At 72.5% G+C, this 23,922-nt stretch carries 23 protein-coding genes; 9 read left to right on the top strand and 14 right to left on the bottom strand.

What is annotated here, in order from left to right; all coding sequences use genetic code 11:
• Positions 1–68: 68 nt before the first annotated feature.
• The 4 genes from ACRRSS_RS15910 to ACRRSS_RS15895 form a co-directional block, all read right to left on the bottom strand.
• Positions 69–1,376, bottom strand: a complete 1,308-nt coding sequence (locus ACRRSS_RS15910) for a cellulase family glycosylhydrolase (RefSeq protein WP_435971870.1) — start codon at positions 1,374–1,376, stop codon at positions 69–71.
• Between the two features lie 338 nt (positions 1,377–1,714).
• Complete coding sequence (gene manA / locus ACRRSS_RS15905) at positions 1,715–2,905, bottom strand: mannose-6-phosphate isomerase, class I (RefSeq protein ID WP_435971869.1); 1,191 nt, start codon at positions 2,903–2,905, stop codon at positions 1,715–1,717.
• Positions 2,906–3,035: 130 nt separating this feature from the next.
• Positions 3,036–4,061: an ROK family protein gene (locus ACRRSS_RS15900; RefSeq protein WP_435971868.1), complete on the bottom strand. Its 1,026-nt coding sequence runs from the start codon at positions 4,059–4,061 to the stop codon at positions 3,036–3,038.
• A gap of 835 nt (positions 4,062–4,896) precedes the next feature.
• Positions 4,897–5,457 (bottom strand): TetR/AcrR family transcriptional regulator, encoded by a 561-nt coding sequence (locus tag ACRRSS_RS15895; RefSeq protein WP_435971867.1) that lies wholly within the window; start codon positions 5,455–5,457, stop codon positions 4,897–4,899.
• Positions 5,458–5,574: 117 nt separating this feature from the next.
• On the opposite strand from ACRRSS_RS15895, the gene ACRRSS_RS15890 reads away from it, so the two are divergent.
• The 3 genes from ACRRSS_RS15890 to ACRRSS_RS15880 all read left to right on the top strand — a co-directional run bounded on the left by ACRRSS_RS15890 (position 5,575) and on the right by ACRRSS_RS15880 (position 8,262).
• Positions 5,575–6,267 (top strand): SDR family oxidoreductase, encoded by a 693-nt coding sequence (locus ACRRSS_RS15890; protein ID WP_435971866.1) that lies wholly within the window; start codon positions 5,575–5,577, stop codon positions 6,265–6,267.
• Positions 6,268–6,544: 277 nt separating this feature from the next.
• A complete protein-coding gene (locus ACRRSS_RS15885; protein WP_435971865.1) occupies positions 6,545–7,549 on the top strand; it encodes an NADP-dependent oxidoreductase in 1,005 nt (334 codons plus the stop codon).
• An 89-nt stretch (positions 7,550–7,638) separates the two neighbouring features.
• Entirely contained in the window at positions 7,639–8,262 is a 624-nt protein-coding gene (locus ACRRSS_RS15880; RefSeq protein WP_435971864.1) for an alpha/beta fold hydrolase, read from the top strand.
• A gap of 6 nt (positions 8,263–8,268) precedes the next feature.
• On the opposite strand, the gene ACRRSS_RS15875 is transcribed toward ACRRSS_RS15880, so the two are convergent.
• From ACRRSS_RS15875 to ACRRSS_RS15850, 6 genes are all read right to left on the bottom strand, one after another.
• On the bottom strand, positions 8,269–8,685 hold the full coding sequence (locus ACRRSS_RS15875; protein ID WP_435971863.1) for a (R)-mandelonitrile lyase: 417 nt from the start codon (positions 8,683–8,685) through the stop codon (positions 8,269–8,271).
• 182 nt (positions 8,686–8,867) lie between these two features.
• On the bottom strand, positions 8,868–9,644 hold the full coding sequence (locus ACRRSS_RS15870; RefSeq protein WP_435971862.1) for an SDR family NAD(P)-dependent oxidoreductase: 777 nt from the start codon (positions 9,642–9,644) through the stop codon (positions 8,868–8,870).
• Positions 9,645–9,685: 41 nt separating this feature from the next.
• Entirely contained in the window at positions 9,686–10,948 is a 1,263-nt protein-coding gene (locus ACRRSS_RS15865; RefSeq protein ID WP_435971861.1) for an MFS transporter, read from the bottom strand.
• 38 nt (positions 10,949–10,986) lie between these two features.
• Positions 10,987–11,514: a cyclophilin-like fold protein gene (locus tag ACRRSS_RS15860; RefSeq protein ID WP_435971860.1), complete on the bottom strand. Its 528-nt coding sequence runs from the start codon at positions 11,512–11,514 to the stop codon at positions 10,987–10,989.
• Positions 11,515–11,530: 16 nt separating this feature from the next.
• Positions 11,531–11,677 (bottom strand): hypothetical protein, encoded by a 147-nt coding sequence (locus ACRRSS_RS15855; protein ID WP_435971859.1) that lies wholly within the window; start codon positions 11,675–11,677, stop codon positions 11,531–11,533.
• A gap of 42 nt (positions 11,678–11,719) precedes the next feature.
• On the bottom strand, positions 11,720–12,736 hold the full coding sequence (locus tag ACRRSS_RS15850) for a zinc-dependent alcohol dehydrogenase family protein (protein WP_435971858.1): 1,017 nt from the start codon (positions 12,734–12,736) through the stop codon (positions 11,720–11,722).
• Positions 12,737–12,951: 215 nt separating this feature from the next.
• On the opposite strand from ACRRSS_RS15850, the gene ACRRSS_RS15845 reads away from it, so the two are divergent.
• From ACRRSS_RS15845 to ACRRSS_RS15830, 4 genes are all read left to right on the top strand, one after another.
• A complete protein-coding gene (locus ACRRSS_RS15845) occupies positions 12,952–13,881 on the top strand; it encodes a helix-turn-helix transcriptional regulator (protein ID WP_435971857.1) in 930 nt (309 codons plus the stop codon).
• Between the two features lie 714 nt (positions 13,882–14,595).
• Entirely contained in the window at positions 14,596–15,576 is a 981-nt protein-coding gene (locus tag ACRRSS_RS15840) for an acetylxylan esterase (protein ID WP_435971856.1), read from the top strand.
• Positions 15,577–15,818: 242 nt separating this feature from the next.
• Positions 15,819–17,093 carry a VWA domain-containing protein gene (locus ACRRSS_RS15835; protein ID WP_435971855.1) on the top strand — a complete coding sequence of 425 codons (1,275 nt, stop codon included), beginning with the start codon at positions 15,819–15,821 and terminating at the stop codon, positions 17,091–17,093.
• Positions 17,093–17,932 carry a hypothetical protein gene (locus ACRRSS_RS15830; RefSeq protein ID WP_435971854.1) on the top strand — a complete coding sequence of 280 codons (840 nt, stop codon included), beginning with the start codon at positions 17,093–17,095 and terminating at the stop codon, positions 17,930–17,932. The genes ACRRSS_RS15835 and ACRRSS_RS15830 overlap by 1 nt, the downstream gene beginning before the upstream one ends.
• 171 nt (positions 17,933–18,103) lie before the next feature.
• On the opposite strand, the gene ACRRSS_RS15825 is transcribed toward ACRRSS_RS15830, so the two are convergent.
• Positions 18,104–19,333, bottom strand: a complete 1,230-nt coding sequence (locus ACRRSS_RS15825) for an MFS transporter (RefSeq protein ID WP_435971853.1) — start codon at positions 19,331–19,333, stop codon at positions 18,104–18,106.
• A gap of 63 nt (positions 19,334–19,396) precedes the next feature.
• On the opposite strand from ACRRSS_RS15825, the gene ACRRSS_RS15820 reads away from it, so the two are divergent.
• Positions 19,397–19,789 (top strand): MerR family transcriptional regulator, encoded by a 393-nt coding sequence (locus ACRRSS_RS15820; RefSeq protein ID WP_435971852.1) that lies wholly within the window; start codon positions 19,397–19,399, stop codon positions 19,787–19,789.
• A gap of 57 nt (positions 19,790–19,846) precedes the next feature.
• Here ACRRSS_RS15820 and ACRRSS_RS15815 read toward each other — a convergent pair whose 3' ends face one another.
• The 3 genes from ACRRSS_RS15815 to ACRRSS_RS15805 form a co-directional block, all read right to left on the bottom strand.
• A complete protein-coding gene (locus ACRRSS_RS15815) occupies positions 19,847–20,326 on the bottom strand; it encodes a (2Fe-2S)-binding protein (protein ID WP_435971851.1) in 480 nt (159 codons plus the stop codon).
• Between the two features lie 23 nt (positions 20,327–20,349).
• Positions 20,350–22,737 carry a molybdopterin cofactor-binding domain-containing protein gene (locus tag ACRRSS_RS15810; RefSeq protein ID WP_435971850.1) on the bottom strand — a complete coding sequence of 796 codons (2,388 nt, stop codon included), beginning with the start codon at positions 22,735–22,737 and terminating at the stop codon, positions 20,350–20,352.
• 106 nt (positions 22,738–22,843) lie between these two features.
• Complete coding sequence (locus tag ACRRSS_RS15805) at positions 22,844–23,197, bottom strand: hypothetical protein (protein WP_435971849.1); 354 nt, start codon at positions 23,195–23,197, stop codon at positions 22,844–22,846.
• A 242-nt stretch (positions 23,198–23,439) separates the two neighbouring features.
• Here ACRRSS_RS15805 and ACRRSS_RS15800 point away from each other — a divergent pair, with 242 nt between their 5' ends.
• Entirely contained in the window at positions 23,440–23,877 is a 438-nt protein-coding gene (locus ACRRSS_RS15800) for an OsmC family protein (RefSeq protein ID WP_435971848.1), read from the top strand.
• The last annotated feature ends 45 nt before the right edge of the window (positions 23,878–23,922 follow it).

The following is a 23,922-nucleotide window of genomic DNA, read 5'->3' as shown; positions in this document are numbered from 1 at the left end:
TTCCGGGGCAGGGACGTGCCGGCGAACCCGCTCCTCTCGTACCCGGCGCGGCGAGTGCGGTACCGGGGTCAGCCCTTGGCGCAGGGAACGCCGTCGAGGCTGAAGGAGGCGGGCACGGCACCGGGGCCCGCGACGTTGACGCCGAAGCTCACGGCCCGACCGACCGGGACGGACTCGGTCCAGGACTCGTCGGTGGCGCGGACCTGCCGGCCGGTCTGGGTGACGGAGGCGTTCCAGGCGGAGTTCAGCGTGGTCCCGGCGGGGAGCTCGAAGTCCAGCTTCCAGCCCTTGAGGGGCTGTTCGCCGGTGTTGCGGACGGTGATGTCGGCGTTGAAGCCGGTGCCCCAGTCGTCGAGCCGGTAGGCGATGGAGCAGCCGCGCCGGTAGACGCCGGCCTCCTTCGAGGTCTGGCGGATGCCGTCGGGGCCGTGGAAGAGGCGCTCGCCCCAGGAGGTGAGCCGGTCGGCGTCGAAGCCGGTGGCGAGGTCGAGGTATTCGACGCCGCCGCCGTTGCCGCTCCAGGACCAGCCGAGGTAACCGAGTCCCAGCCTGCGGGCGGTGGCCATGACGGCGTCCTCGTCGGGGTTGCCGTCCGAGTGGTCGTGGCCGAACTCGCCCACGACGACGGGAAGTCCGCGGTCGACGAAGCTGCCGAGGTAGTCCTCGACCTCGGCGGCGGTGTCGTAGACGCCGTACATGTGGATCGAGAAGACGGTGTTGCGGTCGGGGTCGGAGGCGAAGACGGCGGGGGCGTTCTCGCGCATCGTGCCCGACCAGTCCTGACCCCAGTTGGGTGCGTCGACCATCAGGGTGTGGTCGAAACCGGCCGCACGCAGGCGGCCGATGGCGTCCTGGGTGTCCCGCGTCCAGGCGGTGTAGCCGGCGTTGCCGTGGGGCTCGTTGCCGAGGTTGACGATGACGTACTTCTCCTGCCCCTTGAGGGCGTTCGCCACCTCCAGCCAGTAGTCGACCGCCTCGGAGAGGGAGGCCGCACCACCCTGCTCGCCGTAACCGGTGGTGTCGTGCGACTCCAGGACGCAGACGAGCCGGTTGGCCTTGCACTGGGAGACGACGGCCGCGACGTCGGCGGCGTCGTTCCTCGTCCAGCGGGTGCCGGTGGAGAGCACCACCCGCACCGAGTTGGCGCCGAGTGCCTTCATGTCGGAGAGGGACCGCGCGGTGCGGTCCGGGTACCAGGTGTGGGCGTGGTTGACGCCGCGCAGGACGAAGTCCTTGCCGGTGGCGTCGAGGAGCCGTCCGTCCGCCACGCGGAAGCCGTCGGAGCGCTCGGCGGCCTGGGTGGTGACGGGGACCGAGGTGATCGTGGCGGCGAGGGCGAGCATCGTCGCTGCCGAGAAGACCCGTGTCCTGTTCATGTGGTGCTCCCAACTCGATGCCGTGCCCCCGGGAAGCGGGCGCGGCGGTACCTGACATGGGGTGGGATCGCGGCTGTCCGGGGTCGGTAGCCCGGGGCGGGCCCACGGGTGACGGGCGGACCGCAGCGGGGCCCCACTGCCCGGAGAATGCTGCGGCTCGATTCCGGGCAGTGGGGATTAACCGCAAGTTCGGTTCGGGTCATCGCCTTCGTCGATCAGCGAGTTCTCCTGCCGTTTCCTGGCGGCCGAGTTGAGGCTAGGGGCCGTGTGGGCCCCTCACAAGAGGCGGAACATAACCGGTTAAGTTTAGTGGATGGTTTTGTTGGCGTCCTCACCGTTCACCCGAGGCGTTCCGCGGTGCCCGTCGTGGCACGGAAGGCCATGCCGACACCCTCCAGTCCGGCCTCGGCGCCCGCGGGCACGTACACGGCCTGTCCGGGGCCGATGTCGATGCTCTCCTCAGACGAGGAGAGGGTCATGGTCCCGTTGGCGCAGAGGACGATCTGCGGGGCGTCCAGCGCCACGCGCCGCCACGGTGCGCCGGCATGGAGGAGGTACCGCGACAGGCGGAAGTCGTCCACCGGCGCCGGATACACCTGCTCGCCCTCTTCCTCCCGAGGGGTCAGGACGCGAGCCGGGGGTGCGTCGAAGCGGACGACCCGGGTCAGTTCCTCCGTGTCGACGTGCTTGGAGGTCAGTCCGCACCGCAGGACGTTGTCGGAGCTCGCCATGATCTCCACGCCGAGCCCGGAGAGATACGCGTGGGGGACTCCGGCGCCGAGGAACAGAGCCTCGCCGGGGGTCAGTTCGACGTACCGGAGCATGAGGGCGGACAGCAGCCCGGGATCGCCCGGACAGACCTGCGCGATGTGGTCGTAGGCGGCGATGTGAGCCTCCTCCGAGCCTGCCACCGCGACTGCCAGCGCTTGGGCGACGGCGTCGAGCAGGTCCGCCGACGGACGGAGGAAGGCCCCGAACACCTCCGCGAGTGCCTGGGGCTCGGGAACGGTGCGCAGAGTCTCGATGTACGGCCGCAACGCGGGCACCTTCAAGGAGTCGAGCAGGTCGGCGGTGTCCGCCGGGTACCGGAAGCCGCAGAGGCCCCGGAACGGGGTGAGGGCGACGATCATCTCGGGCTTGTGCTGGCCGTCCCGGTACGTGCGGTGCGGTGCGTCCAGGGGTACGCCGAGTGCGTTCTCCCTGGCGAACCCGGCCTGGGCCTGGGCGAGGTCCGGGTGCACCTGGACGGAGAGCGGTGCGTCGGCGGCCAGGAGCTTGAGCAGGAACGGGAGTCGGGGCCCGAATCGGCGTACGGTGACCCCTCCGAGTTCACCCTCCGGATCCTCGGCGACGACCCGGTCCAGCGGTGTCAGGACTTCACCCCTGAACACTCGGGAGGGCGCCGTCGGATGGGCACCCATCCAGAGTTCGGCCTGGGGTGCTCCGGTGGGCGGCACGCCCATGAGTTCCGGCAGCAGGGTGCGGGAGCCCCAGTCGTAGGGCTGGACGGTGTTGCGGAGGAGGTCCATGGTCATTTCCTGGAGTGCGTACGGTGAGGTGGAAGGTCGGGGCTCCGCCACGGCGTCCTGAAGGGCGCTCGGTGCCGGTGTACGCGAGCACGAGGAGAAGGCCCCGCCCGCATCCGGTGGAGGCCGGAGATCAGTGGGCCGTCCGCCCCCGACTGCCCGCTCCGGCGCGGGACAGCCCGGAGGCGGCGGCGCCGACGGTGGCAGCGCCGACGGCGGCCGCGGTGGCGGTGGCGGTGGCGGCGCCGACGGCGGCCGCGCCGATCAGTCCGGCGTCGAGGGCCAGCCCGGCGGGCACGACCGGAACGCCACGGGTGAAGTCGAGGACGGCGTACGACTTCAGGTGGTGCCGCAGCGGCGCGAACAACAGCTCGCCCGCCTGGGAGACCCCGCCTCCGACGACGACCAGGTCGAGTTCGACGAGCGCGGCCGTCGCCGCGATGGCGGCGGCCAGGGCGCGGCCGGCCCGGTCGAACGCGGCGAGCGCCCTCGCATCGCCGGCACGGGCCGAGACCTCGACCTCGCGGGCGGTGGCGGAAAGGCCGGCCGGGGGTGTCCAGCCCGATTCCAGTGCGTACGCCGCGATCGCCGTCCCGCTGGCGTAGCGCTCCACACATCCCTGGGCGCCGCAGGGGCACGCGGGGCCGTTCTGGTCGACGGTGATGTGCCCGATGTGACCGGCGTTCCCGGTCGTCCCCGCATGTACGGACCCTCCCAGGATCAGGCCGCCGCCGACGCCGGTCGAGACGACCATGCACAGGGCGTTCGCCGCGTCCTGCGCCGCACCGACCCAGCTTTCCGCCGCTGCCATGGCGACCGCGTCACCGACGAGCACCGGCTCGATGCCCGCCGGGACGGCGGGATGGCTCCGCACCCGCGCCACCAGAGGGAAGGAACGCCAGGCCGGGATGTTGACCGGGCTCACCATGCCCGCGAAGGTGTCCACGGGTCCGGCACTCCCGATCCCCAGGCAGAGCAGCGAAGCCCACTCGGGACGGGTGGCCAGTTCGTCCACGACCGAGGTCACCGCGGCCATCATCGCCTCGGCGGACTCGCGCGCGGGCGTCGGCCGCTGCGCCCGCGCCACCACGCGCCCCTCGGTATCGACCAGCGCCCCGGCGATCTTCGTACCACCGATGTCCAGCGCTCCGTACACCATCCGTCCCACCTCTCCAGAACCTTCCGAACTGTGCGGAGCACCACTCTGCCGTCGACTGACAACGTTGTCTAGAGAGGAACGGATCCGGTTAAGTCACATGACCGGCGCGAGACCTGAGGCGGACGCCTGCCGGGCCCGACGCCCCCCACCGCCCAGCGCCGCGCCGGCTTCACCAGCGCAGGAGGGCGGAGTCCGGGCGATGGGGCACCGTCCGACAGCCCGCCACCCCGGTGCGGGTCGACACCGCCGGGCCGGGCCATCCGGATCCAGGCCCCATCGTCTTCGCGGTTTCAGGGCGGTGGCAGCCCGCGGCATCACGTTTCAGGGCGGGGGCAGCCCGCGGCATCCATTTCAGGGCGATGCAGGCAGCGACATCCGCTTCAGGGCCATGGCAGCCAGCGGCATCCCCCGGCACCAACGATGCCGGGTCCGAGTCGTCGTTCGTCATCGGCACGAGACCCGAACGCCGTTGCGGGCACCACGGGGAGAGGCGCACGTCCCGCGCGGCAACGTACACGCGTTCGCCGCGCGTCAGCAGGTGCGGGCACAACGCCTTCGCCTTCCCCCGCGCCATCCGGTGAGACCGCCGGCGCCGGGCGGGACGGCGCGAGACGGTCTTCGGCCACCCCGCCGAGCCCGCCGAGCCCGCCACGGCGAAGCCTTCGCCACCCCCGCGCGCCCCGGGGAGGCATCTCCGCCGCGCCGGGACGAGCGGCTCGGCGCGAGTGATGCCGCGCCGCCGGCACCGGCCGTGCCCGCCCTGCTGTTCCTCGCGCCGGCGGCGAGCGTGGACGCCCGCGAGCGTGACCGACGTGCGCCTTCGCCGCGGCGCTGATCAGGCGGTTTCCGCCAAGGCGCCGCGGGCGGCGATCAGGATCTCCTCCGAGAGCGGGGAGCCCTCGGTGGCCCGGGACAGGACCAACGCGCCGAACAGGGTGCAGAGACGGACGATGCCGTCCTGGTCGTCACCGCTGAGGAAGTCGGCGAAGTCGGCCACCCCTTCGGTGTAGACACGACGGGCCTCATGCCCCCCGCCTTCGCGGGCGATGTCCGTGGCCAGCGCGGCGACCGGGCAGCCGCCCGCGGGGTCGTCGCGGTGTTCGACGGAGAGGTAGGCGTCGATCAGCGCCCGCTGGGCGGCGTCGTGCCGCCCTTCGTACCGTGCGAGCCCTGCGGAGTGAGCCCGGGCGAGCTCGCCGAAGGCGTGGGCGGTGGCCTCGTCGACGAGTGCTTCCTTGGAGGGGAACTGCTTGTAGAAGGCGCCGTGGGTCAGGCCGGCCGCCTTCATCAGGTCGGCGACGCTCACGTGAGTGCCCTGCTCGCGGAACAGCCGCGAGGCGGTGTCCACCACCCGCCTGCGGTTCTCCTCCGCCTGTGCCTTCGATACGCGGCCCATGGTCACCCTCCCATTTGGATGTCGACTGGCATCTATCGTAGACCCGTGTTTAGATTGGTTGCATAATCTAAAACGTGCGGGCAGCTCGACGGCGCCCGCCGAAGACCAGGAGCAGCCATGGAACTGAAGAACGCGGTCGCGGTCGTCACCGGAGCCAACCGGGGCCTCGGGCGGCACCTGGCCGCCCAGCTCGTGGAGCGCGGCGCGAAGGTGTACGCGGCGGCCCGCCGCCCCGAGACGGTCGACGTGCCGGGCGTGATCCCGCTGCGGCTCGACGTCACGGACGAGACGTCGATACGTGAGGCCGCCCGCGTCGCGTCGGATGCGACCCTGCTGATCAACAACGCGGGCATCTCCACCGGCGCGACGCTGATCGAAGGCGACACCGACGAGGTGCGCCGGGAGATGGAGACCAACTTCTTCGGCCCGCTCGCCGCGACCCGCGCCTTCGCCCCCGTCATCGAGTCCAACGGCGGCGGCGCCGTACTCAACGTCCTGTCCGCCCTCTCCTGGCTGCACCCGGCAGGACTCGGCTCCTACGCGGCGTCCAAGGCCGCCGCCTGGGCGCTGACCGGTGCGACCCGCGACGAACTGGCGCCTCGCGGGATCGCCGTCTCGGCGCTGCACGTCGGCTACATGGACACCGACATGGCCGCCGGCGTCCCCGCCGACCAGAAGACCGCCGCCTCCGACGTCGCGGCCCAGGCCCTGCACGGTATCGAGACGGGCCTGCCCGAGATCCTCGCCGACGAGACCAGCCGGTACGTCAAGCAGAGCCTGGCAGCCACGCCGCAGCCGAGCGCCGCCTGAGGCTCCCCTGGCCCGGGCACGAGTCTGAGCGAGGTCAGCGCGGTGCCACTCGGCGAGCCCCCGAAGGGATCGCCGCCTCCCTGGACCGCTTCCAGGGAGGCGGCGCCGATCGCGTGACCGCCCTGGTCGTGCCGGGGGCCTGCAGAGCGGACGCGGCCGAGTGAGCGGTACCCCCGCCCCGCAGTCAAGAGAACGCCACAAACTGTCTCGTACCGGGGGAAGCCCGGGACGAACGGAAACCCCGCCCTCCCTGGAGGGAGACGGAACGGAGACGACGATGAAGGCATTCCTGCTCGACAGGTACGGCGGCCCGGCCGAAACGCACGCAGCCGAGGTACCCGACCCGCAGGTGGGCGCCGAGGACGTCCTGGTCGAGATCCGGGCGGCCAGCGTCAACCCGCTGGACATCAAGCTCCGCGACGGGGCCTTCAAGGCGTTCCTGCCCTACCGTCTCCCGCTCGTCCTGGGTAACGACCTCGCGGGAAAGGTCATCCGTGTCGGCCCGTCCGTCACCCGCTTCGCGGTGGGCGACGAGGTCTACGCCCGGCCCGACAAGGACCGCATCGGCACCTTCGCCCAGTTCATCGCCGTCCACCAGGACGACCTGGCCCCCAAACCGGCCGGCCTCACGATGACCGAGGCCGCCTCCCTCCCCCTGGTCGCCCTGACCGCGTGGCAGGCGCTGGTCGAACGGGCACGTGTACGGCCGGGCCAGAAGGTCCTCATCCACGCGGGCGCGGGCGGCCTCGGCTCCATCGCCGTCCAGCTGGCCAAGTCACTGGGCGCGTACGTGGCCACCACCGCGAGCGCCGCCACGGCCGATCTGGTCAAGGAGCTCGGCGCGGACGAGGTCATCGACTACCGCACCCAGGACTTCGAGACCCTCCTCGACGGATACGACCTCGTCCTGGACAGCCTCGGAGGCGAGAACCTCGCCAGATCCCTGCGGGTCCTCAAGCCCGGCGGAATGGCCATCAGCGTCGCGGGCCCGCCCGACGCCGCCTTCGCCCGCGAACTCGGCGTCAACGCGGTCCTACGCCTGGCCATGAGCGCACTGAGCTTCACGACCCGGCGCAGCGCCAAGCGTCATGGGGTGACGTACTCGTTCCTGTTCATGAAGGCCAGTGGCGACCAGCTGCGCGAACTCACCCGCCTCGTCGACGCCGGAGAGATCCGCCCCGTCGTCGACACCGTCTTCCCGTTCGACGACACCCTCCAGGCCATGGAGTACGTCGAGAAGGGACGGGCCAGGGCCGGCAAGGTCGTCGTCGCGATGGCATGACGGCGGAATCGAGCCGACGCACCGGTCACCTCCGGCGACGAGAGATCCCGTTCACCCCACTCCCCCACACACCATCCGAGGACCCGGTCATGAGCGCAGCGCGCGGTTCCCCCGCCCCCACCCCGACGTCGTACGCGAACACGCCGACCCGTTCCGTCTCCGTGCGCGGCGTGGAATTCGTCTACCGGCAGCTCGGGCCGGACCACGGCGTACCGCTGATCCTCCTCAACCACCTGGCCGCGGTCCTGGACGACTGGGACCCCCGCGTCGTCGACGGGCTCGCCGCCCAGCGCCGGGAAATCACCTTCGACGCCAGCGGCGTCGGCGCGTCGGGCGGTTCCACGCCCGACACCATCGAGGCGATGGCCCGCGACACCGTGCTGTTCATCAAGGCCCTCGGGTACGACCAGGTCGACCTGCTCGGTCTGTCCATGGGCGGCTTCGTCGCCCAGGTCATCGCGGTGCGGGAACCCCGGCTCGTACGCAAGGTCGTCCTCGCGGGCACGGGTCCCGCCGGAGGACCCGGCATCGACAAGGTCACCCGACTCACCATCAAGGACACCCTCAGAGCCGTCCTGACCCGCAAGGACCCGAAGCAGTACCTCTTCTTCCCCGACACCGCTGTCGGTCGCCGTGCGGCCCACGCCTTCCTCGAACGGCTGAAGGAGCGGAGGGACGGCCGCGACGAAGCCATCTCTCTCCTGGTCGCGTGAGGTGGGTCAACCCCCGTTCGTGCCGTTGAGAGCGTGGGTGTACTGCTCGTCGGTGACGGGCTCCAGCCAGGTGGTGCCGTCGCTGTCGGCGTCGCCGACGACCATGGCGATGTGCGCCATCAGCGTGGTGTCGGTGCCGCCGTGCCAGTGCTCCTCACCGGCCGCGCACTTGACGGTCTGCCCGGCGCTGACGCGCACGACGTGGCCATCGCGGGTACCGACCAGACCGATGCCGTCGATGATGTAGAGGGTCTGGCCGTTGGCGTGGCTGTGCCAGTTGGTGCGGGCACCAGGGGTGAAGCGGACCAGGGCGCTGGCGAGGCGGGCGGGGGCGGTGGGGGCCTCGATCGGGTTGAGGTAGACGTCGCCGGTGAACCGCTCGGCCGGGGCCTTGGCCGTCGGGGTCGAGGTGATGTGCTCCATGGTCTTCATCCTTGTCCGATGGGGGCGTTGGGCGAGAGAGGAGGCAGGTTCAGGAAGAGCCGCGCTGGTCGGCGATCTTCCTGAGTTCGTTGACCGCTGTCATGGCGTGGGGCCGGCCCGCGTAGCAGGCGAGAGGGGTGATGGGGTCGGACAGTTCTGATGGTGTGGTGGAAGCCGAGCGGCTACTGGGCGGTGTAGCCGCCGTCGACGGGCAGGGCGACTCCGGTGACGTAGCCGGCGCCAGGGCTGGACAGCCACAGGACGGCCTGGGCGATCTCGTCGGCGGTGCCGAGCCGGTGGATGGCTTGGCCGGTCTCGGCCTGGGTGCGGTCGAGTTCTCCGCCTTCGACCATGGCGTCGACCATGGGGGTGCTGATGGTGCCGGGGCACACCGCGTTGATGCGGATGCCGCGGGAGCCGTATTCGAGTGCGGCGCTCTTGGTCAGGCCGATGACGCCGTGCTTGGAGGCGTGGTAGGCGGCGCGGCCGGGATTGCCGACGAGGCCACCGAGGCTGGAGCAGTTGACGATGGCGCCGCTTCCCTGGGTGCGCATGTGGCGTAGTTCGTGCTTCATCGCGGCCCAGACGCCGCGCAGGTTGATGTCCTGGACGCGGTCGAACTGATCGGCGCTTTCGTCGGCGGCGTCGGTGGGCGGGGGCATGATGCCGGCGTTGTTGTAGGCCATGTCGAGCCGTCCGAGGGTTTCCACGGTGCGGTCGATGGCGGCGGCGACCTGGTCCTCGTCGGTGACGTCGCAGACCAGAGCGAGAGCCTGGTGCCCGTTGTCGGTGAGTTCCTTCGCGGCGGCGGTGACAGCCTTCTCGTCGATGTCGGCGAGGGCGACGGCGGCGCCGGACGCGGCGAACGCCCGGGCGGCGGCCAGGCCCATGCCGGAGCCGGCGCCGGTGATGAAGGCGACCTGCCCGGTGAAGTCATAGGTGGGGCGCTTGAGGTCCATGAGGGCTCCAGATAGCTGGGGTGTGGGACGGCCGGACCGGTTCAGGTCCGCGCCGACGTCGCTTCAGCGGGCTTGCGCGCTGTCGGGACAGGCGCGTCGGGACCGCTGTGGGCGACGGTGCGCGTCGTCCCGCGCTTGGTCGTGACGGCCAGGGCGATCAGAGGCAGCAGGGTCAGGCCCGCGAAGACGGTGCCGATCAGGGCGGGGCCGGTCAGACCGAGGGAAGAGGCGAGGGCCTGCCCGGCGAGCGCGGAGCCGGCGGCGATGCCTGTGTTGTACGCGGACGTGGTCAGCGCGGAGGCGAGGGTGGGGGCGTCGCCGGCCACGCGGACCGCGAGGGCGGTGACAACCGGGTTGATCGTGAACCCGGCCAGGGCCATGAGGAAGATCAGGGTGATGGCGGCGGCCGGGGTGGTGGACAGCGGGATCAGCGCGAGCAGGATCAGCGCGGTCGCTGCGGCGGCCGTGATCGTGGTGGCCATCGGACGGCGGTCGCCGAACCGGCCGCCGATCGCGGTGCCTCCCAGCGCGCCGGCGCCGAACACGATCAGCACCAGCGGCACGGCACCGTCCGGGATGCCCGCACGGTCGGTCAGCAGGGGCGTGATGTAGGTGTAGACGGCCAGCACACCGCCCATGATCAGCACGGCAGAGGCCAGTGCCAGCCACAGGCGGCCGTGCCGCAGTGCCCGGATGTCGTCCCGGACGGAAACCAGGGCGCGTTGCTCCGTTCGGGGGATGAAGTACCCGATCACGGCGGCGGCGAGGGCGGCGAGTGCGGCCAGGGCCCAGAACAGACCGCGCCAGCCGGTGACGTGCCCGATGAGGGACCCGGCGGGGACCCCCACGACGTTGGCCAGGGTCAGGCCGCCCATCATCACGCTGACGGCCCGCGTGGCGTTCGCGGGCCCCGCGGCGGTGGTGGCGATGACGAATCCGACCGCCCAGAACGCGCCGGTGGCCAGCGCGGTGACGAATCGGGCGGCCAGGACGACGGTGAAGGAACTGGTGAGGGCTGCCACGACGTGCCCGGCGGCGAAGACCGCCAGGGCGATGACGAGGGTGAGGCGCTGAGGCAGGCGCAGGGTGGCCAGGGCCATGGTCGGACCGCCGACGATCATGCCGACGGCGAAGGCCGTGATCAGCAGTCCGGCGTGGGAGACGCCGGCGCCGAGGTCAGGGGCGATGTCCGGGAGGATGCCGGCGATGACGAACTCGGTGGTGCCCATCAGGAAGGTGCCGGCGGCGAGCACCCACACGACGAGGGGCGGCTTGCTGGGGGAGGTCCCGTCTGCGGCGGGCATCAAAGGCTTCCTTCCGTACGAGCGAGGGGTGGGGGCGGTCAGGAGGCGGTCTCGATGGTGATCCGCTCGGCCCTGGCCAGCTGATCGGCGTCGGCGTCGATATGGCCGAGGATGAGCAGGTCCGTGGAGGCGGAGGGGCCGTCCTGGTAGAAGAGGGCCAGGTTGCCCCACGGTGCGTAGTAGGCGATGTCGCCGACCCCGGGCGCGGCCGGCTCGGGGGCGCCGTCGGTGGTGAGCTTGCGTGGCGGCTCGCCGATCCGCTCGGTGCCGTGGAAGTCCTTCAGATCCACGGTGAGCGGGAGCAAGGTGGCCAGGTCGCGGGCGGCGGGGCTGGTGTTCAAGGTCGCGTCGACGGGCCGGCCGTCGAGGGTGACACGGACGTCCATGGCGGTGTTCCTGTCGGGTCCGGAGGGGGCGGGGGGCGCCGTGGTCTCCTGCCGTCCCGCCGCAGAGGAGGACGCGGACGGCGAGGTCGCGCCCGGAGCGTCGTTGGAACACGCGGCGAGCGCCAGCAGGGCGGCGGCCGGGGCGGCGCGGAGCAGAGTCCGTCGGGGTGTGGAGGGCATGGAGTAATGCGTCCCTTCACTCGGGCAGAGGCTCGGCGAGGTGCCGGAACCCGTCGCGTTCGGTGTGCATCGTGTACAGGCGCTCGGCCAGGACGGCGGGGCTGGGGTGCTCGGCGTCGGCGGCTACGGCGGCGGGGGCGGCGGCCGGCGGGAGCGCCCCCACAGGGCGCGGACAGGTGCGGTCCCGTGTGCGGCGAGGTGAGGGTCAGGGCTTCAGGAGGGCTTTGATGGCTCGGCGCTCGTCCATGGCCTGGTAGCCCTCGGCGACCTGCTCCAGGGGGAGGGTGAGGTCGAAGACCTTGCCCGGGTCGATACGGCCCGACTGGACGAGGTCGATGAGGTCGGGCAGGTAGCGGCGTACGGGGGCGGGGCCGCCGCGCAGGCCGACGTGGGAGAAGAACAGTTCCTGGCCGTCGACGGCGACGTCGTGGGGGACGCCGACGAAGCCGACGGTGCCACCCGGCCGGGCGGAGTGCAGGGCCTGCCGCATGGCCTCGCCGGTGCCGACGCACTCCAGCACGCTGTCGGCGCCGATCCCGCCGGTCAGCTCCTTGATCCGCTCGACGCCCTCGTCGCCGCGCTCGGTGACGATGTCGGTGGCGCCGAACTCGCGGGCCAGCTTCTGCCGGGAAGCGTGGCGGGACATGGCGATGATCCGGTCGGCGCCCCTCTCCTTGGCGGCGATCACCGCGCACAGGCCGACCGCGCCGTCCCCGACCACCACAGCGGTCGAGCCGGGCTTCACCTCGGCCGCGTCCGCGGCCCACCAGCCGGTGCCCATGACGTCGGAGACGGCCAGCAGGCCCGGCCACAGCTGCTCGCCCGGGATGTCGTCGGTGGCGACCAGGGTGCCCCGGGCGTTGGGGATGCGGACGTAGTCGGCCTGGCAGGTGGACATGAATTCGCGGTGCAGGCAGTTGGACTGGAAGCCGTTCCGGCAGTTCGCGCAGGTGTTGTCCGAGGTGGCGAAGGAGCCGATCACGAACTGGCCCGGCCTGACCGAAGTGACCTCGGAGCCGACCTCCTCCACGAAGCCGACGTACTCGTGGCCCATCGGGTGGGGCGCGTCGGTCGGCTCGGCTCCTCGGTAGGGCCACAGATCCGAGCCGCACACGCACGTCACCGCCGTGCGGATGATCGCGTCGGTGGGGTGAAGGATCTCGGGGTCGTCCAGCGTCTCGAAACGAATGTCGCCGGGAGCGTAGATCATCGCGCCGCGCATGAGAGGGGTTTCCTTCGCGAGCCGAGGCGCCGTACCGGAGGAGCGGCCGTCGCCGAGTGCAGGACCAGGTGGCCTTCCACCCGCCCGACTCACGGCCGAGCGAGAAGCACCACGTCATCCAGGTAACCCGCTCCTGGCGCGTGCGGCGAGGCACGGTCAAAGGGTGTACCGCCAGTGCGTCCCTTCCGCCGCGGGCTGGACGTACCGTCGAAGGCGTGGACAACCAAGCAGAGGTCCGCGAGTTCCTGACCTCGCGGCGAGCCAAGATCACTCCCGAGCAGGCGGGCCTGCCCTCCGGCAGCCGGCGACGGGTGCCCGGCCTGCGCAGGAGCGAGGTCGCGGCCCTGGCTGACATGAGCGTGGAGTACTACTCCAGACTCGAACGCGGCAACCTCGGCGGCGCCTCCCCCGCCGTCCTGGAAGCCCTCGCCCGCGCCCTCAAGCTCGGCGACGCCGAACGCGCCCACCTGCTGAACCTCGCCCACGCGGCGGACGGCTCCGACGCCCTCACCCGCCCCAGGCGGCGTAGCCCGCAGTGGAAGGCGCACCGCAGCCTGCAATGGGTCCTGGACGCCGTCACCGCCGGCCCGGCCTTCGTGCGCAACGGCCGCATGGACCTGCTCGCGACCAATCAGCTCGCCCGCGCGTTCTACGACGACGTCTACGCCACGCCCCACAACCAGGCCAACCTGGCCCGCTTCAACTTCCTCGACCCCGCCTCCCGGCGCTTCTACCCCGACTGGGACCAGGCCGCCGAGGTCGCCGTGTCGATCCTGCGCACCGAAGCCGGCCGCAACCCCCACGACAAGGGTCTGCACGACCTCGTCGGCGAGCTCTCCACCCGCAGCGACGACTTCCGCACCCGCTGGGGTGCCCACAACGTCCGCCACCACGGCACCGGCACCAAACGCTTCCACCACCACGCCGTCGGCGAGCTGACCCTCGCCTACGAAGGCCTGGAGATGGCCGCCGAACCCGGCCTCACCCTCACCATCTACACCGCCGAACCCGGCTCACCCTCCGAAGAGGGGCTGCGCCTCCTCGGTCGACAACTCGTGCTTCCACAAGAGGTGGAACAACACGGGCAGCGTCGCGATCCGGTATCCAGCAGCGTCAGTCCCAACCATCAGCGGCCCCGGTCGTGAGAAGGCCTCCATCAGCCGAGCTGCGTCCGGCTCCCGCCGGCAGCGCGGGTGACGGGAGCGCGACAGCCACCGGACGTTCGTCGGCAGCACCGCCTCCGGAGCCCCCGACCCGCTCGACCTCCCACCCGACTTCCTCGCGGGCCCCGCGCGTCGAGTCGACCGCTTCGGCGTCCCGCGGCGCGATCCGGTCGTCGGCACGGACCTCGACGACCACCGCCGCGCCATCCAGCCGACGCACGAAGAAGTCCGGGCCTTTCTGACCGGGGCGACCCCGTCGTTCCGGCCTTTCTGACAGTGAATCCAGTCGGAGGGGCGATCACGCTGGGGGTGTCGAATGTCGGTATCGAGAGGGGTGGAGAGCGCTGTGCCGTACGTCGAGGTGTCGTGTCGTGTGGACGGCAAGCGCGGGAGTATGCGGCGTGGTCCGCTGTCGGACTGCGCGACGGCCAGGTTCGAAGAGGCAGTGCCAGTCCGACCGTTCCGGTGGTCGCGGGGTGGGCGTCATTTCCCCGGGCCCCGGATGTACCGGGAAGGCTTTGCTGGACATCGTTGTCAAGAACGGGGCAGAGTGAGCTCGGCAGCCACTGTCGGGTTGTCACGGAGGGCGGAACGCGAGGGTCCACGGAGCACTCGACAGCGTTCCACCCCTCCCGTTGTCCGACGACGACCGCGCCCCGCTCCCGGCGCGGTCACCCCGTTCCGAGGAGAACCCCCATGCCGTACACCGACCTGCCCCTTGACCACCCGGCCGCCCGGGACGAACCGCCTGTCGAGCCGGACGGCTTCGACGCCTTCTGGTCCGAGTCCCTGCGGACGGCCCGCGAGGCCGGCCGCGCTCCGGAGGTACGTCCCGTGCGGGACTCCCCCCTGACCACCCTCGACACCTACGACGTACGGTTCTCCGGCTGGGGCGGCCACCCGGTCGCCGCCTGGCTAGTCCTCCCGTCGCAGACCGAGGGACCGCTGCCGACGGTGATCACCTACCTCGGATACAGCGGCGGACGGGGCCTGGTGACCGACCACCTCCTGTACGCCTCCGCCGGCTACGCCCAACTCGTCGTCGACAGCCGCGGCCAGGGCCACGACACCCCGGACCCCCACCCGGACGCGTACCCCCACTGGGTGCACGGCTACATGACCCGGGGGATCGAGGATCCCCACGACCATTACTACCGCCGCCTCGTCACCGACTGCGTCCTCGCCGTCGACGTCGCGCGCTCCCTCCCGCACGTGGACCCGGACCGGATCGTCGTCCAGGGAGCCAGCCAGGGCGGTGGCCTCGCCCTCGCCGTGGCCGGTCTGGCCGGCGACGGCATCGCCGGCGCCCTCCCCGACGTGCCGTTCCTGTGCCACATCCGGCGGGGCGCCGAGACCGCGACCGAGGGGCCGTACACGGAGATCGTCGACTACCTGCGCCGACACGCCCCGCACGCGGCCGAGCGGGCGTTCGGGACCCTCGCCCACTTCGACGGCGTGCACTTCGCACGACGGGCGACGGCCCCAGCCCTGTTCAGCTCCGGGCTGATGGACCCCATCTGCCCGCCGTCCACCGTACTGGCGGCCTACCGGAACTACGCGGGCGAGAAGGACATCAGGGAATGGCCCTTCGCCGATCACGCGGGCGGGAGGGGCGCGACGGCCGTCGAGCACCTGCGCTGGCTGAGCCTGCGGGGACTCGCCCCCACGGAGCGCTGAGGAACCGGGCCGCCACCGGTCCCCCGAAGGCCCGGCGGCATCGGACCGCGCACGCGCCTCCGGTGACGCCCCGCCGAGCATCGGAACGATGTCGGTGCCGTAGGCGTCGACCGTGGTGGGCTGTGGCCGATGCGTGGAAGGTCGGCACAGCGGACGGTGAGGCGGTAGCGGTGGCTCCGTGTGTCCGACCCCGGCCCCGTCCTCGTTTTGGATTGTCGGAGGATCATCAATACGATCCGGCGATGATCACGAGAAAACGGCTGGCGACCGGGGCCTGCGCGCTGCTCGCCGCCCTGAGCGTCGCGCTCCTGCCGACGAGCGCGACCGCGGACGGTCCGGCGCCGAAGGAATCCCCCAAGGTCGAGCTGGTCCTCGACGTCAGCGGCTCCATGCGGGCCAAGGACATCGACGGCAAGTCCCGCATGACGGCGGCCAAGCAGGCCTTCAACGAGGTCCTCGACGCGGTGCCCGAGGAGGTTCAGCTCGGCATCCGCACCCTGGGCGCCGACTACCCCGGCCAGGACCGCAAGCGCGGCTGCAAGGACACCCGGCAGCTCTACCCGGTGGGCCCGCTCGACCGGACCGAGGCCAAGACCGCCGTGGCCACCCTGGCGCCCACGGGCTGGACGCCGATCGGCCCGGCGTTGCTCGGCGCCGCCAAGGACCTGGAGGGCGGTGACGCCACCCGCCGGATCGTGCTCATCACGGACGGCGAGGACACCTGCGCCCCGCTCGACCCCTGCCAGGTGGCGCGGGAGATCGCGGCGAAGGGCATCCACCTCGTCATCGACACCCTGGGCCTGGTGCCGGACGCCAAGACCCGGCAGCAGCTCACCTGCATCGCGGAGGCGACCGGAGGCACGTACACCTCGGTCCACCGCACCGAGGACCTCTCCCGGAGGGTCCGTCAGCTCGTCGACCGCGCCGCGGACCCGGTCGTCACCCCGGTGGCCACCGAGGGCGCGGTGCGCTGCGCCGACGCGCCGCAGCTGAAGCCCGGCCTCTACACCGACCGCGAGTCCTTCGGCCAGCACCGCTGGTACCGGGTGGACCTGCTGCCCGGTCAGGAACTGCGCGCCTCCGTCAGCGTGTCGGCCGACCGTGCCGTCAACAACGACTACGGGGTGCTGCTGCGCGCCGTCACCCGGCACGGCCGGGAGATCGTCCGCGGCTCCGAGACGGGCGACGGACGTACCGACGTGATCTCGACCGGCCTGCGTTACCCGAAGCCGGAGCTCGACGACGGGCCGGGCGACGCCAAGCCGGCCGCGGAGACGGTCTGTCTCCAGGTCAGCAACTCGTTCTCCGCGCCCCCGTCGGTCAAGACGACGCCCGGCATGCCGATCGAGCTGACGGTCGACGTCGTCGACGGTCCTTCGACCGCCTCGGACGTGGCGTCGTTCGGCCTCGGCCGCGGCTGGTGGCTGCTGGGCGCGCTGGTACTCGTCGGCTTCGTGGCCGGTCTGCTCTGGGGCTGGCTGTCCCGCTGGCGCGTCGCTGTCTGGAGGACCCACTGATGCGTACCGTCCGCACGCTCACCACGGCCGCGCTCGCGGGCGCCGCCCTGCTCGGTCTCGCGGCCCCGGCGGCCTTGGCCGACTCCCCCTCCGCGACCGCGTCCCCCGACGAGGACACCCGGTCCACCGCCGGTCCGCTGGAGGCCGGGACCACCTTCCGTACCGCCGCGAGGTTCCTGCCCGGGCAGCGGGCGACCGCTCCGGCCGCCACGGGTGACTACCTCTACTGGGTGTTCCCGGCGGACACCGGGCAGCGCCCGACGGTGGACGCCACGGTCGACCTGCCCGACGCGGCCCTGCGGCACGGTCCCGCCACCTGGCGGATCGACGTGTACGACGGGCTGCGACGGCGTCAGCCGTGCATGTACGGGACGCAGTCGCGGACGGCGGCGAAGGAGGCCGACTCCGTGCGGCTGTCCTGTGTGCTGCGGCCGGTCCGCGCCTCGGCCGACGCCTGGGCGAACGACCCGCTGCCCGGCAGCTACTACGTGCGGCTCACCGTCACCGGCCTGCCGGACGAGGACCTCGGCCAGCCCTTCACCACCCAGGTCGGGGTGAGCGTCCGCGACCAGGGCGGCGCCCACGCCACAGACGGCTCGCTCGCCGCGCCGCTCGTGCCCGGGGCGACGACCGCCGACCAGGCGGAGGCCGACGCCGACGCCGGCCGGCCCTCGGCCGTCGAGGCCGCGGCCCCGGAGGACGGCTGGTCCTCCGGCTGGTGGTCCGACCGCTGGCTCTGGACCGGAGCGGGTGGCGTCCTCGCGGCCCTCGCGGGCATCGGCGGCTACGTGCTCACGCGCGGTACGGGACGCCCGCCCCGGGTCCCGCCGGCCGTCTGACCCCTCCGTGACGGACACGAAGGCCCCCACCCGCCTCGGTGGGGGCCTTCGTGCGTTCCGGCGGGACCCGCTGCTGCCCGGACACGGCGGGAAGTCGCGGCCTCGGGGCTCCCCGGACACGGCCGGGAGACGGGGACAGGTCAGCCGGACACGGCCCGGGGTCGGGCGGGTTCACCGGCGGGCGGGGAAGCCGTGGGCGCGGGCGCCCGCCACGACGGCCACGGTCGGGACCAGGAGGACGAGCACGCTCCAGGGCAGGGCCCCGGCGCCGAGGAGGTCGAGCAGGACCCCGCCCGCGAGGCCTCCCGCCGCCATGGCCGCGTTCCAGAGGCTGACCAGCATCGTCTGCGCGGTGTCGGCGGCGTCGCCGCCCGCGTCGGCGACGGCGGTCTGCAGGAGGGTGGGTGCGCCGCCCCAGCCGAATCCCCAGAGCACGGCGGCCGTCAGGACGAGCGCGGTGCTTCCGGACGGGACGGCGAGCACGGCGGCCGCCACGGCGAAGAGGATCGTTCCGGCCAGGGTCAGGATCCGGAGCCTGCGGTCGATCAGCCGGCCGGTGACCCAGATCCCGGCGAGCGAGGCACCGCCGAAGAGCAGCAGGACGAGACCGGTGGAGCCCGCGAGGCCGACATGGCCGAGGTAGGCGGCGACGTACGTGTAGAGGACGGTGTGGGCCAGGACGAGGGTGAACGTGACAGTCAGGACGGGAAGGACGCCGGGCACCTTCAGGGTCCGGGCGACCGGGGCCCGCCCGCCCCGCGCCTCCCCCGGCAGGTCGGGCACGGCGAGGGCGATCCAGCCGAGGAGCGCGACGGCGATCACGGTCATGGCGGTGAACGCGGCCCGCCAGCCCACCGCCTCGCCGAGGAAGGTGCCGGCCGGCACGCCGAGGGAGAGCGCCAGAGGGATGCCGGTCATGGCGACGGCGACGGCCCGGCCCTGGAGGTGCGGTGGGGCGATGCGGCGGGCGTAGCCGGCGAGCAGGGCCCAGGCGACGCCCGCGGCGACGCCGGCGAGGAACCGGGCGCCCATGGTGAGGGCGTACGAGGAGGAGACGGCGGTGACGGTGTTGGCGGCGGCGAATCCGGCGACCGAGGTGAGGAGCAGGCGTTTGCGGCGCCATCCGGCGGTGCGGGCGGCCAGGGGGACGGCGGTGAGGGCCGTACCGAGGGCGTAGACGGTGACCGACTGGCCCGTGGCGGCCTCGCCGACGCCGAGGTCGGCGCTCATGGCGGGCAGGACACCGGCGGGGAGGGTCTCGGTGAGGCTGGTGACGAAGACCGCGGTGGCGAGGGCGAGCAGGGCCGCGAGGGGCAGTCGGTCGGCGGAGGCGGGGACGGCGGGGTTCCCGGGTGCGGAGGGCGCGGCCGAACGGGCCGCCGGCGTGGTGTGGTTGGCCATGCGCCTATGCTTGAACCCTCACATTGATGTGAGGGTCAAGCGTGCATCTGAAGGGGGCGTCCCATGCGGATCGGGGAACTGTCGGAGCGCACCGGAACACCGCGCCGACTGCTGCGCTACTACGAGGAGCAGGGCCTCATCGTCGCGGACCGGCTGCCCAACGGCTACCGGGACTACGACGGTTCGAACGTGGACCGGGTGCTGCAGATCCGGGGCCTGCTGGAGGCCGGCCTGCCGACCCGGATCATCAAGCAGATCCTGCCCTGCCTGAACAAGCCCCGGATCATCCACTTCCCGGACGCCACCCCGGAGATGCTGGCGACCCTGGAGAACGAACGGGACCGGATGACCGAGCGGATCCGCTGCCTCACCCGCAACCGGGACGCGGTGGCGGAGTACCTGGACGTGGTACGGGAGAACCCGGCCGTGCCGTCGCCTGCGCCGTCCCCTCGGTAGGGCGGACGCCGGGGGCGGACGGCGGGGGCGGACGCCGAGGCCGGACGGACGCCGGGGTCACTCCGTCCTGCGGGCGCCCTCCAGGACGGCCTGGCGGATGCGGTGGTAGGTGCCGCACCGGCAGATGTTGCGGATCGTGTCGAGGTCGGCCTCGGTGATCTCCCGGCCGGCCTCCCTGGCGCGCCGGACCTCCGCCACCGCGCTCATGATCTGACCGGGCTGGCAGAAGCCGCACTGGGCGACGTCGAGGTCCAGCCAGGCCTCCTGCATCGGGTGGAGGTCGCGGCCCACCGTGTCGGGGAGGCCCTCGATGGTGGTGACCTCGTCCTGCGGGCCGAGGTCTTCGACCGGTACGGCGCAGGGCGTGAACGCCTTGCCGTTGAGGTGGCTCGTACAGGCGCGGCAGACGCCGACCCCGCAGCCGTACTTGGGCCCGGTGACGCCGAGGACGTCACGCAGGACCCAGAGGAGCCGGACGTCGCCCTCGACGTCGGCGGTGACGGCCTTGCCGTTCAGGATGAAGGTGTGCTGAGGCACGGGTACTCCAGGTCTCGGAGAGCTCAGAGGGCGCGGTCGCGGCCGTCGGTGGGCGAGGCGGGGACGGGCGGGACGGTCGGCAGCGGGATGAAGGCGAGCGGATCGGCGTGGTTGACGGGGAAGACCGTCGGCATCGTGCCGGTGGCCCGGCCGTAGGCGCAGGCGACGGCGGCCATGGCGCCGGCGACGGCCAGCTCCCCCGCACCGCCGGGCTTCTCGCCGGTCGACGGCATCACGATGATCTCCAGCTCGGGCGGGGTGTTCCACTGCCGGGTGTAGAAGTACTGGTCCCAGCTGCCTTCGAGGAAGTGTCCGTCGCGCAGGTGGAGGCCGGACGTCAGGGTGAGGGCGATGGCGTCGGAGATGCCGCCCATCATCTGGGCCTCCAGGCCGCGCGGGTTGACGGCGAGGCCGACGTCGACGGCGCAGACCACCTTGGTCACGCGGGGCCCGGTGACCGCGCCGGGGATCTGCCGCCCGGTGGTGGCGGGGCGGCAGTCGATCTCGGCGAGCACGGCGACGGCGGAGTGGTACTCGGTGTGGACGGCGATGCCCTGGGCGGTGCCGGCGGACATGGTCCGCCCCCACTCCCCCACCTCGGCGACCTTGTCGAGGACGGCGCGGGCGCGCGGGTCCTTCACCAGGCGGCGGCGCATCGCGTACCCGTCCTGGCCCATGCGGCTGGCCAGTTCGTCCATGACGAGCTCCTGTGCGCAGCGCACGTTGGGCGAGTAGATGTTGCGCATGGAGCCGGTGTTGAAGCCCTTGTCGGTCTCGGAGAGCAGCTGGGTGGTGACGCCCAGGTGGTAGGGGCTGATCTGGGTGAGCTGGAACATCGTCTGGGAGAAGGTGAGATCGGCGACGGGCAGCCGGGCCGCCTCCGCCGTGAGGAGCTCGCCGATGCCGTGGCCGAAGTCGGTGGCCACGGAGGTGTGGCGCTGCTCGTACGTGAGGACCTCGCCGAGCGTGTACGTGGCGCGGACCCGTGAGGTGGACATCGGGTGCGTACGGCCCTGGCGGAAGTCGTCGGTGCGGTGCCACATCAGTTTGACCGGCTTGCCCATGGCCCGGGAGACCTCGGCGGCCTCGTGGGCGGCGTCGTGGAAGAGCTTGCGGCCGAACGAGCCGCCGCCCTCGGTGACGTGGACGCGGACGGCGGAGACGGGCAGGCCGAGCGCGACGGCGATCTGCTCCCGCGCGACGATCGGGGCCTTGAGCGAGGCCCAGATCTCCGCGGAGTCCTCCCGGACGTCGGCGATCGCGCAGTTGGTCTCCAGGGCGGCGTTGCTGGCGAAGTGGAAGGTGAAGCGGGCGTCGACCGCCTTGGTGAGGAGCGGCAGCGGCGGTACCACCAGGGGGAGTTCGGCCCTGCGGAGCTCGCCGAGGACGGTGGCGTCGGAGGCGCCCTCGGCGGTGCCGGGCCCCCAGTCGACCCGAAGGGCGCGCACGGCGTCGATGCACTGGCCGAAGGTACGGCCGCGGACGGCGACGCCGGTGGAGACGGTGACGACGTCGGTGACGCCGGGCATGGCCCGGACCTCGGCGAGGTTGGCGACGGAGCGGACCGTGCCGTTGATGGTGGGCGGTCGGCAGACCATGGTGGGCAGGGCGTCCGGGACCTGGAGGTCCATCGCGAACCTCTTGCGGCCGGTGACCGCGTCGAGGGCGTCCACCCGGCGCTGCCCGGTGCCGATGACACGGAAGCGGGCGCTGTCCTTGAGGGTGACCGCGACGGCGGTGTCGGAGAGGGCGGCGGCCTTCACGGCCAGTTCGCCGTAGCCGAGCAGCGCCCCGGCCGGGGAGACGACGGCGCCGGCCTTGGTGGTGAGGGTGGCGACGGCCTCGCCGAGGACCAGGGAGGCGGCACGCAGGAGCCTGCCCCGGGCGACGGCGGCGGCGACGCGGATCGGGGTGTAGGTGGAGTAGGTCGTGTTGGAGCCGCCGGTCAGCTGGTTGAAGAGCAGCTCGGGGCGGGCGTCGGCGAGCGTCACCCTCACCTTGTCGAGGGGCAGGTCGAGTTCCTCGGCGACGATCATGGCGCTGGAGGTGGTGACGCCCTGTCCGACCTCGGCGCGCGGCAGGGCGAAGTGGGCGGTGCCGTCCGTGTCGAGGCGGATGGTGATGAGGTGGCTGGTGGGCAGGGCCGCGAGGGTGAGCAGCTCGTTGAGGTCGAGGAGTTCGGCCGGTCCCGGCAGTGAGGGGATGAGCGCCGGGGCCGCGGCGGCGGCCGTGCTCGGGGCGAGGGCCTCGGCGCCGAGCCGGGCGGCGACGGTGAGGGTGGGTGCGGCGAGGACGTACCCGAGGAACCGGCGGCGACCGGTGCCGGCTCCGGGAGCGCCGTCGCCGGGAGCGGCTCCGTCCCCGGTGCCGATCGTGGGGTGGTCGTCGCGCACGCGGTGCCGCCTGGCCATTCGGTGTGCCCTTCGTCCTGGTCCGGCGCTGCGCCCCGGGCTCTGCTCGGATGCGTTGATCATCGCTCATCCGGGGTGCGGCGGGGGGCCGTTCGTACCGGCGGTGTCAGGTCTCGGTCGACCGGCGCCGCCCGGCCGCGGTCCACGGCCGACGGGCGCTCGCGGGCCGCTCGACCGGGCCGGACCGGCGCGGCAGCGGAGCCGTACGGGAGCGCAGGGGCGTGCGGACTGACGACCGGGCGCGGGGACGGAGCCGGGTGCCCGAGCGGAGCTGCGCCCGGGAGATCCGGGCCCGCTGGCCGCCGCCCGCGATCAGGGCGTTGACGGAGACCATCGGGTCCCCGCCCACCGACCGGGCGAGCAGGGCGCCGAGCACCAGCGGGCCGAGGGCGACGGCGAGTGCCGTGCCGGTGGCGGTGACGTGCTGGAGGGGGCGGCTGCGCCCGGCTTCGGAGGTCATGGTCACAGTTCAGCAGCGGGCGGGCGGGCGGCGTATCGGTCGGCGTACTCAGCCGTGCGGACGGGGGTACTCAGACGCGCCGGCCCGGAGATCCTCCGGGGACGGCGCGGATCTCCCCGCCTCCCCCTGCCGGGGTGCGCGCGGAGCGGCGCGTCCGTTCGGACGGGCGGGGGTCGCGGGGGTGATCGGGTGGACGGCCGTACCGTACGAGCACGCACACCACGACGAAGGAGACCGCCGCCATGGCCGACTACCGGATCGAGACCGTACGCACCGGGTACCGGAACTGGACCGCCCGCAACGACCGGGGCGCGGAGGTACGGATGGCCGCCGCCGACGACGCCGACGCGCAGCCCTCGTTCACGCCCGTGGAGTTGCTGCTCGCGGCGATGGGCGGCTGCGGTGGCCTCGTCGTCGACCGGACGGCCCGGGCCGTGGACCACGACGACCTGAAGATCTTGGTGGAGTCGGTGTCGGGTCCCGAGGACGACGGCCGGGTGGGCCGGATCCGGGTCAGTTACGAGTTCGAGCTGCCGGACAACAACCCCAAGGCCGCCGAGGTGTTCGCCCGTGGGGTGCGTCTGACGCACGAGAAGTTCTGCACCGTGAGCCGGACCGTGGAGCACGGCGCCCGGGTGGAGGCGATCCTGCCGGACGGCACGGTCGGCTTCGAGGGCTGATCCCCTCCCACCGGGGGCCGGGGCCCGGACCGCGGCGGGCGGGGA

Origin of the sequence: Streptomyces sp. Qhu_M48 (genome assembly GCF_051305195.1) — a bacterium.
In the GTDB taxonomy this organism is placed as follows: domain Bacteria; phylum Actinomycetota; class Actinomycetes; order Streptomycetales; family Streptomycetaceae; genus Streptomyces.
This window is presented reverse-complemented; position numbering and strand designations above follow the sequence as displayed.

Coding starts and splice junctions, on each gene's coding strand:
- ACRRSS_RS15880 (WP_435971864.1), top strand. CDS start 7,639: ATGAGCGCAGCGCGCGGTTCCCCCGCCCCCACCCCGACGTCGTACGCG.
- ACRRSS_RS15805 (WP_435971849.1), bottom strand. CDS start 23,197: ATGACCTCCGAAGCCGGGCGCAGCCGCCCCCTCCAGCACGTCACCGCC.
- ACRRSS_RS15885 (WP_435971865.1), top strand. CDS start 6,545: ATGAAGGCATTCCTGCTCGACAGGTACGGCGGCCCGGCCGAAACGCAC.
- ACRRSS_RS15850 (WP_435971858.1), bottom strand. CDS start 12,736: ATGCGCGGCGCGATGATCTACGCTCCCGGCGACATTCGTTTCGAGACG.
- ACRRSS_RS15860 (WP_435971860.1), bottom strand. CDS start 11,514: ATGCCCTCCACACCCCGACGGACTCTGCTCCGCGCCGCCCCGGCCGCC.
- ACRRSS_RS15810 (WP_435971850.1), bottom strand. CDS start 22,737: ATGGCCAGGCGGCACCGCGTGCGCGACGACCACCCCACGATCGGCACC.
- ACRRSS_RS15900 (WP_435971868.1), bottom strand. CDS start 4,061: ATGGTGTACGGAGCGCTGGACATCGGTGGTACGAAGATCGCCGGGGCG.
- ACRRSS_RS15890 (WP_435971866.1), top strand. CDS start 5,575: ATGGAACTGAAGAACGCGGTCGCGGTCGTCACCGGAGCCAACCGGGGC.
- ACRRSS_RS15840 (WP_435971856.1), top strand. CDS start 14,596: ATGCCGTACACCGACCTGCCCCTTGACCACCCGGCCGCCCGGGACGAA.
- ACRRSS_RS15820 (WP_435971852.1), top strand. CDS start 19,397: ATGCGGATCGGGGAACTGTCGGAGCGCACCGGAACACCGCGCCGACTG.
- ACRRSS_RS15870 (WP_435971862.1), bottom strand. CDS start 9,644: ATGGACCTCAAGCGCCCCACCTATGACTTCACCGGGCAGGTCGCCTTC.
- ACRRSS_RS15865 (WP_435971861.1), bottom strand. CDS start 10,948: ATGCCCGCCGCAGACGGGACCTCCCCCAGCAAGCCGCCCCTCGTCGTG.
- ACRRSS_RS15895 (WP_435971867.1), bottom strand. CDS start 5,457: ATGGGCCGCGTATCGAAGGCACAGGCGGAGGAGAACCGCAGGCGGGTG.
- ACRRSS_RS15835 (WP_435971855.1), top strand. CDS start 15,819: ATGATCACGAGAAAACGGCTGGCGACCGGGGCCTGCGCGCTGCTCGCC.
- ACRRSS_RS15830 (WP_435971854.1), top strand. CDS start 17,093: ATGCGTACCGTCCGCACGCTCACCACGGCCGCGCTCGCGGGCGCCGCC.
- ACRRSS_RS15800 (WP_435971848.1), top strand. CDS start 23,440: ATGGCCGACTACCGGATCGAGACCGTACGCACCGGGTACCGGAACTGG.
- ACRRSS_RS15910 (WP_435971870.1), bottom strand. CDS start 1,376: ATGAACAGGACACGGGTCTTCTCGGCAGCGACGATGCTCGCCCTCGCC.
- ACRRSS_RS15875 (WP_435971863.1), bottom strand. CDS start 8,685: ATGGAGCACATCACCTCGACCCCGACGGCCAAGGCCCCGGCCGAGCGG.
- manA (WP_435971869.1), bottom strand. CDS start 2,905: ATGGACCTCCTCCGCAACACCGTCCAGCCCTACGACTGGGGCTCCCGC.
- ACRRSS_RS15825 (WP_435971853.1), bottom strand. CDS start 19,333: ATGGCCAACCACACCACGCCGGCGGCCCGTTCGGCCGCGCCCTCCGCA.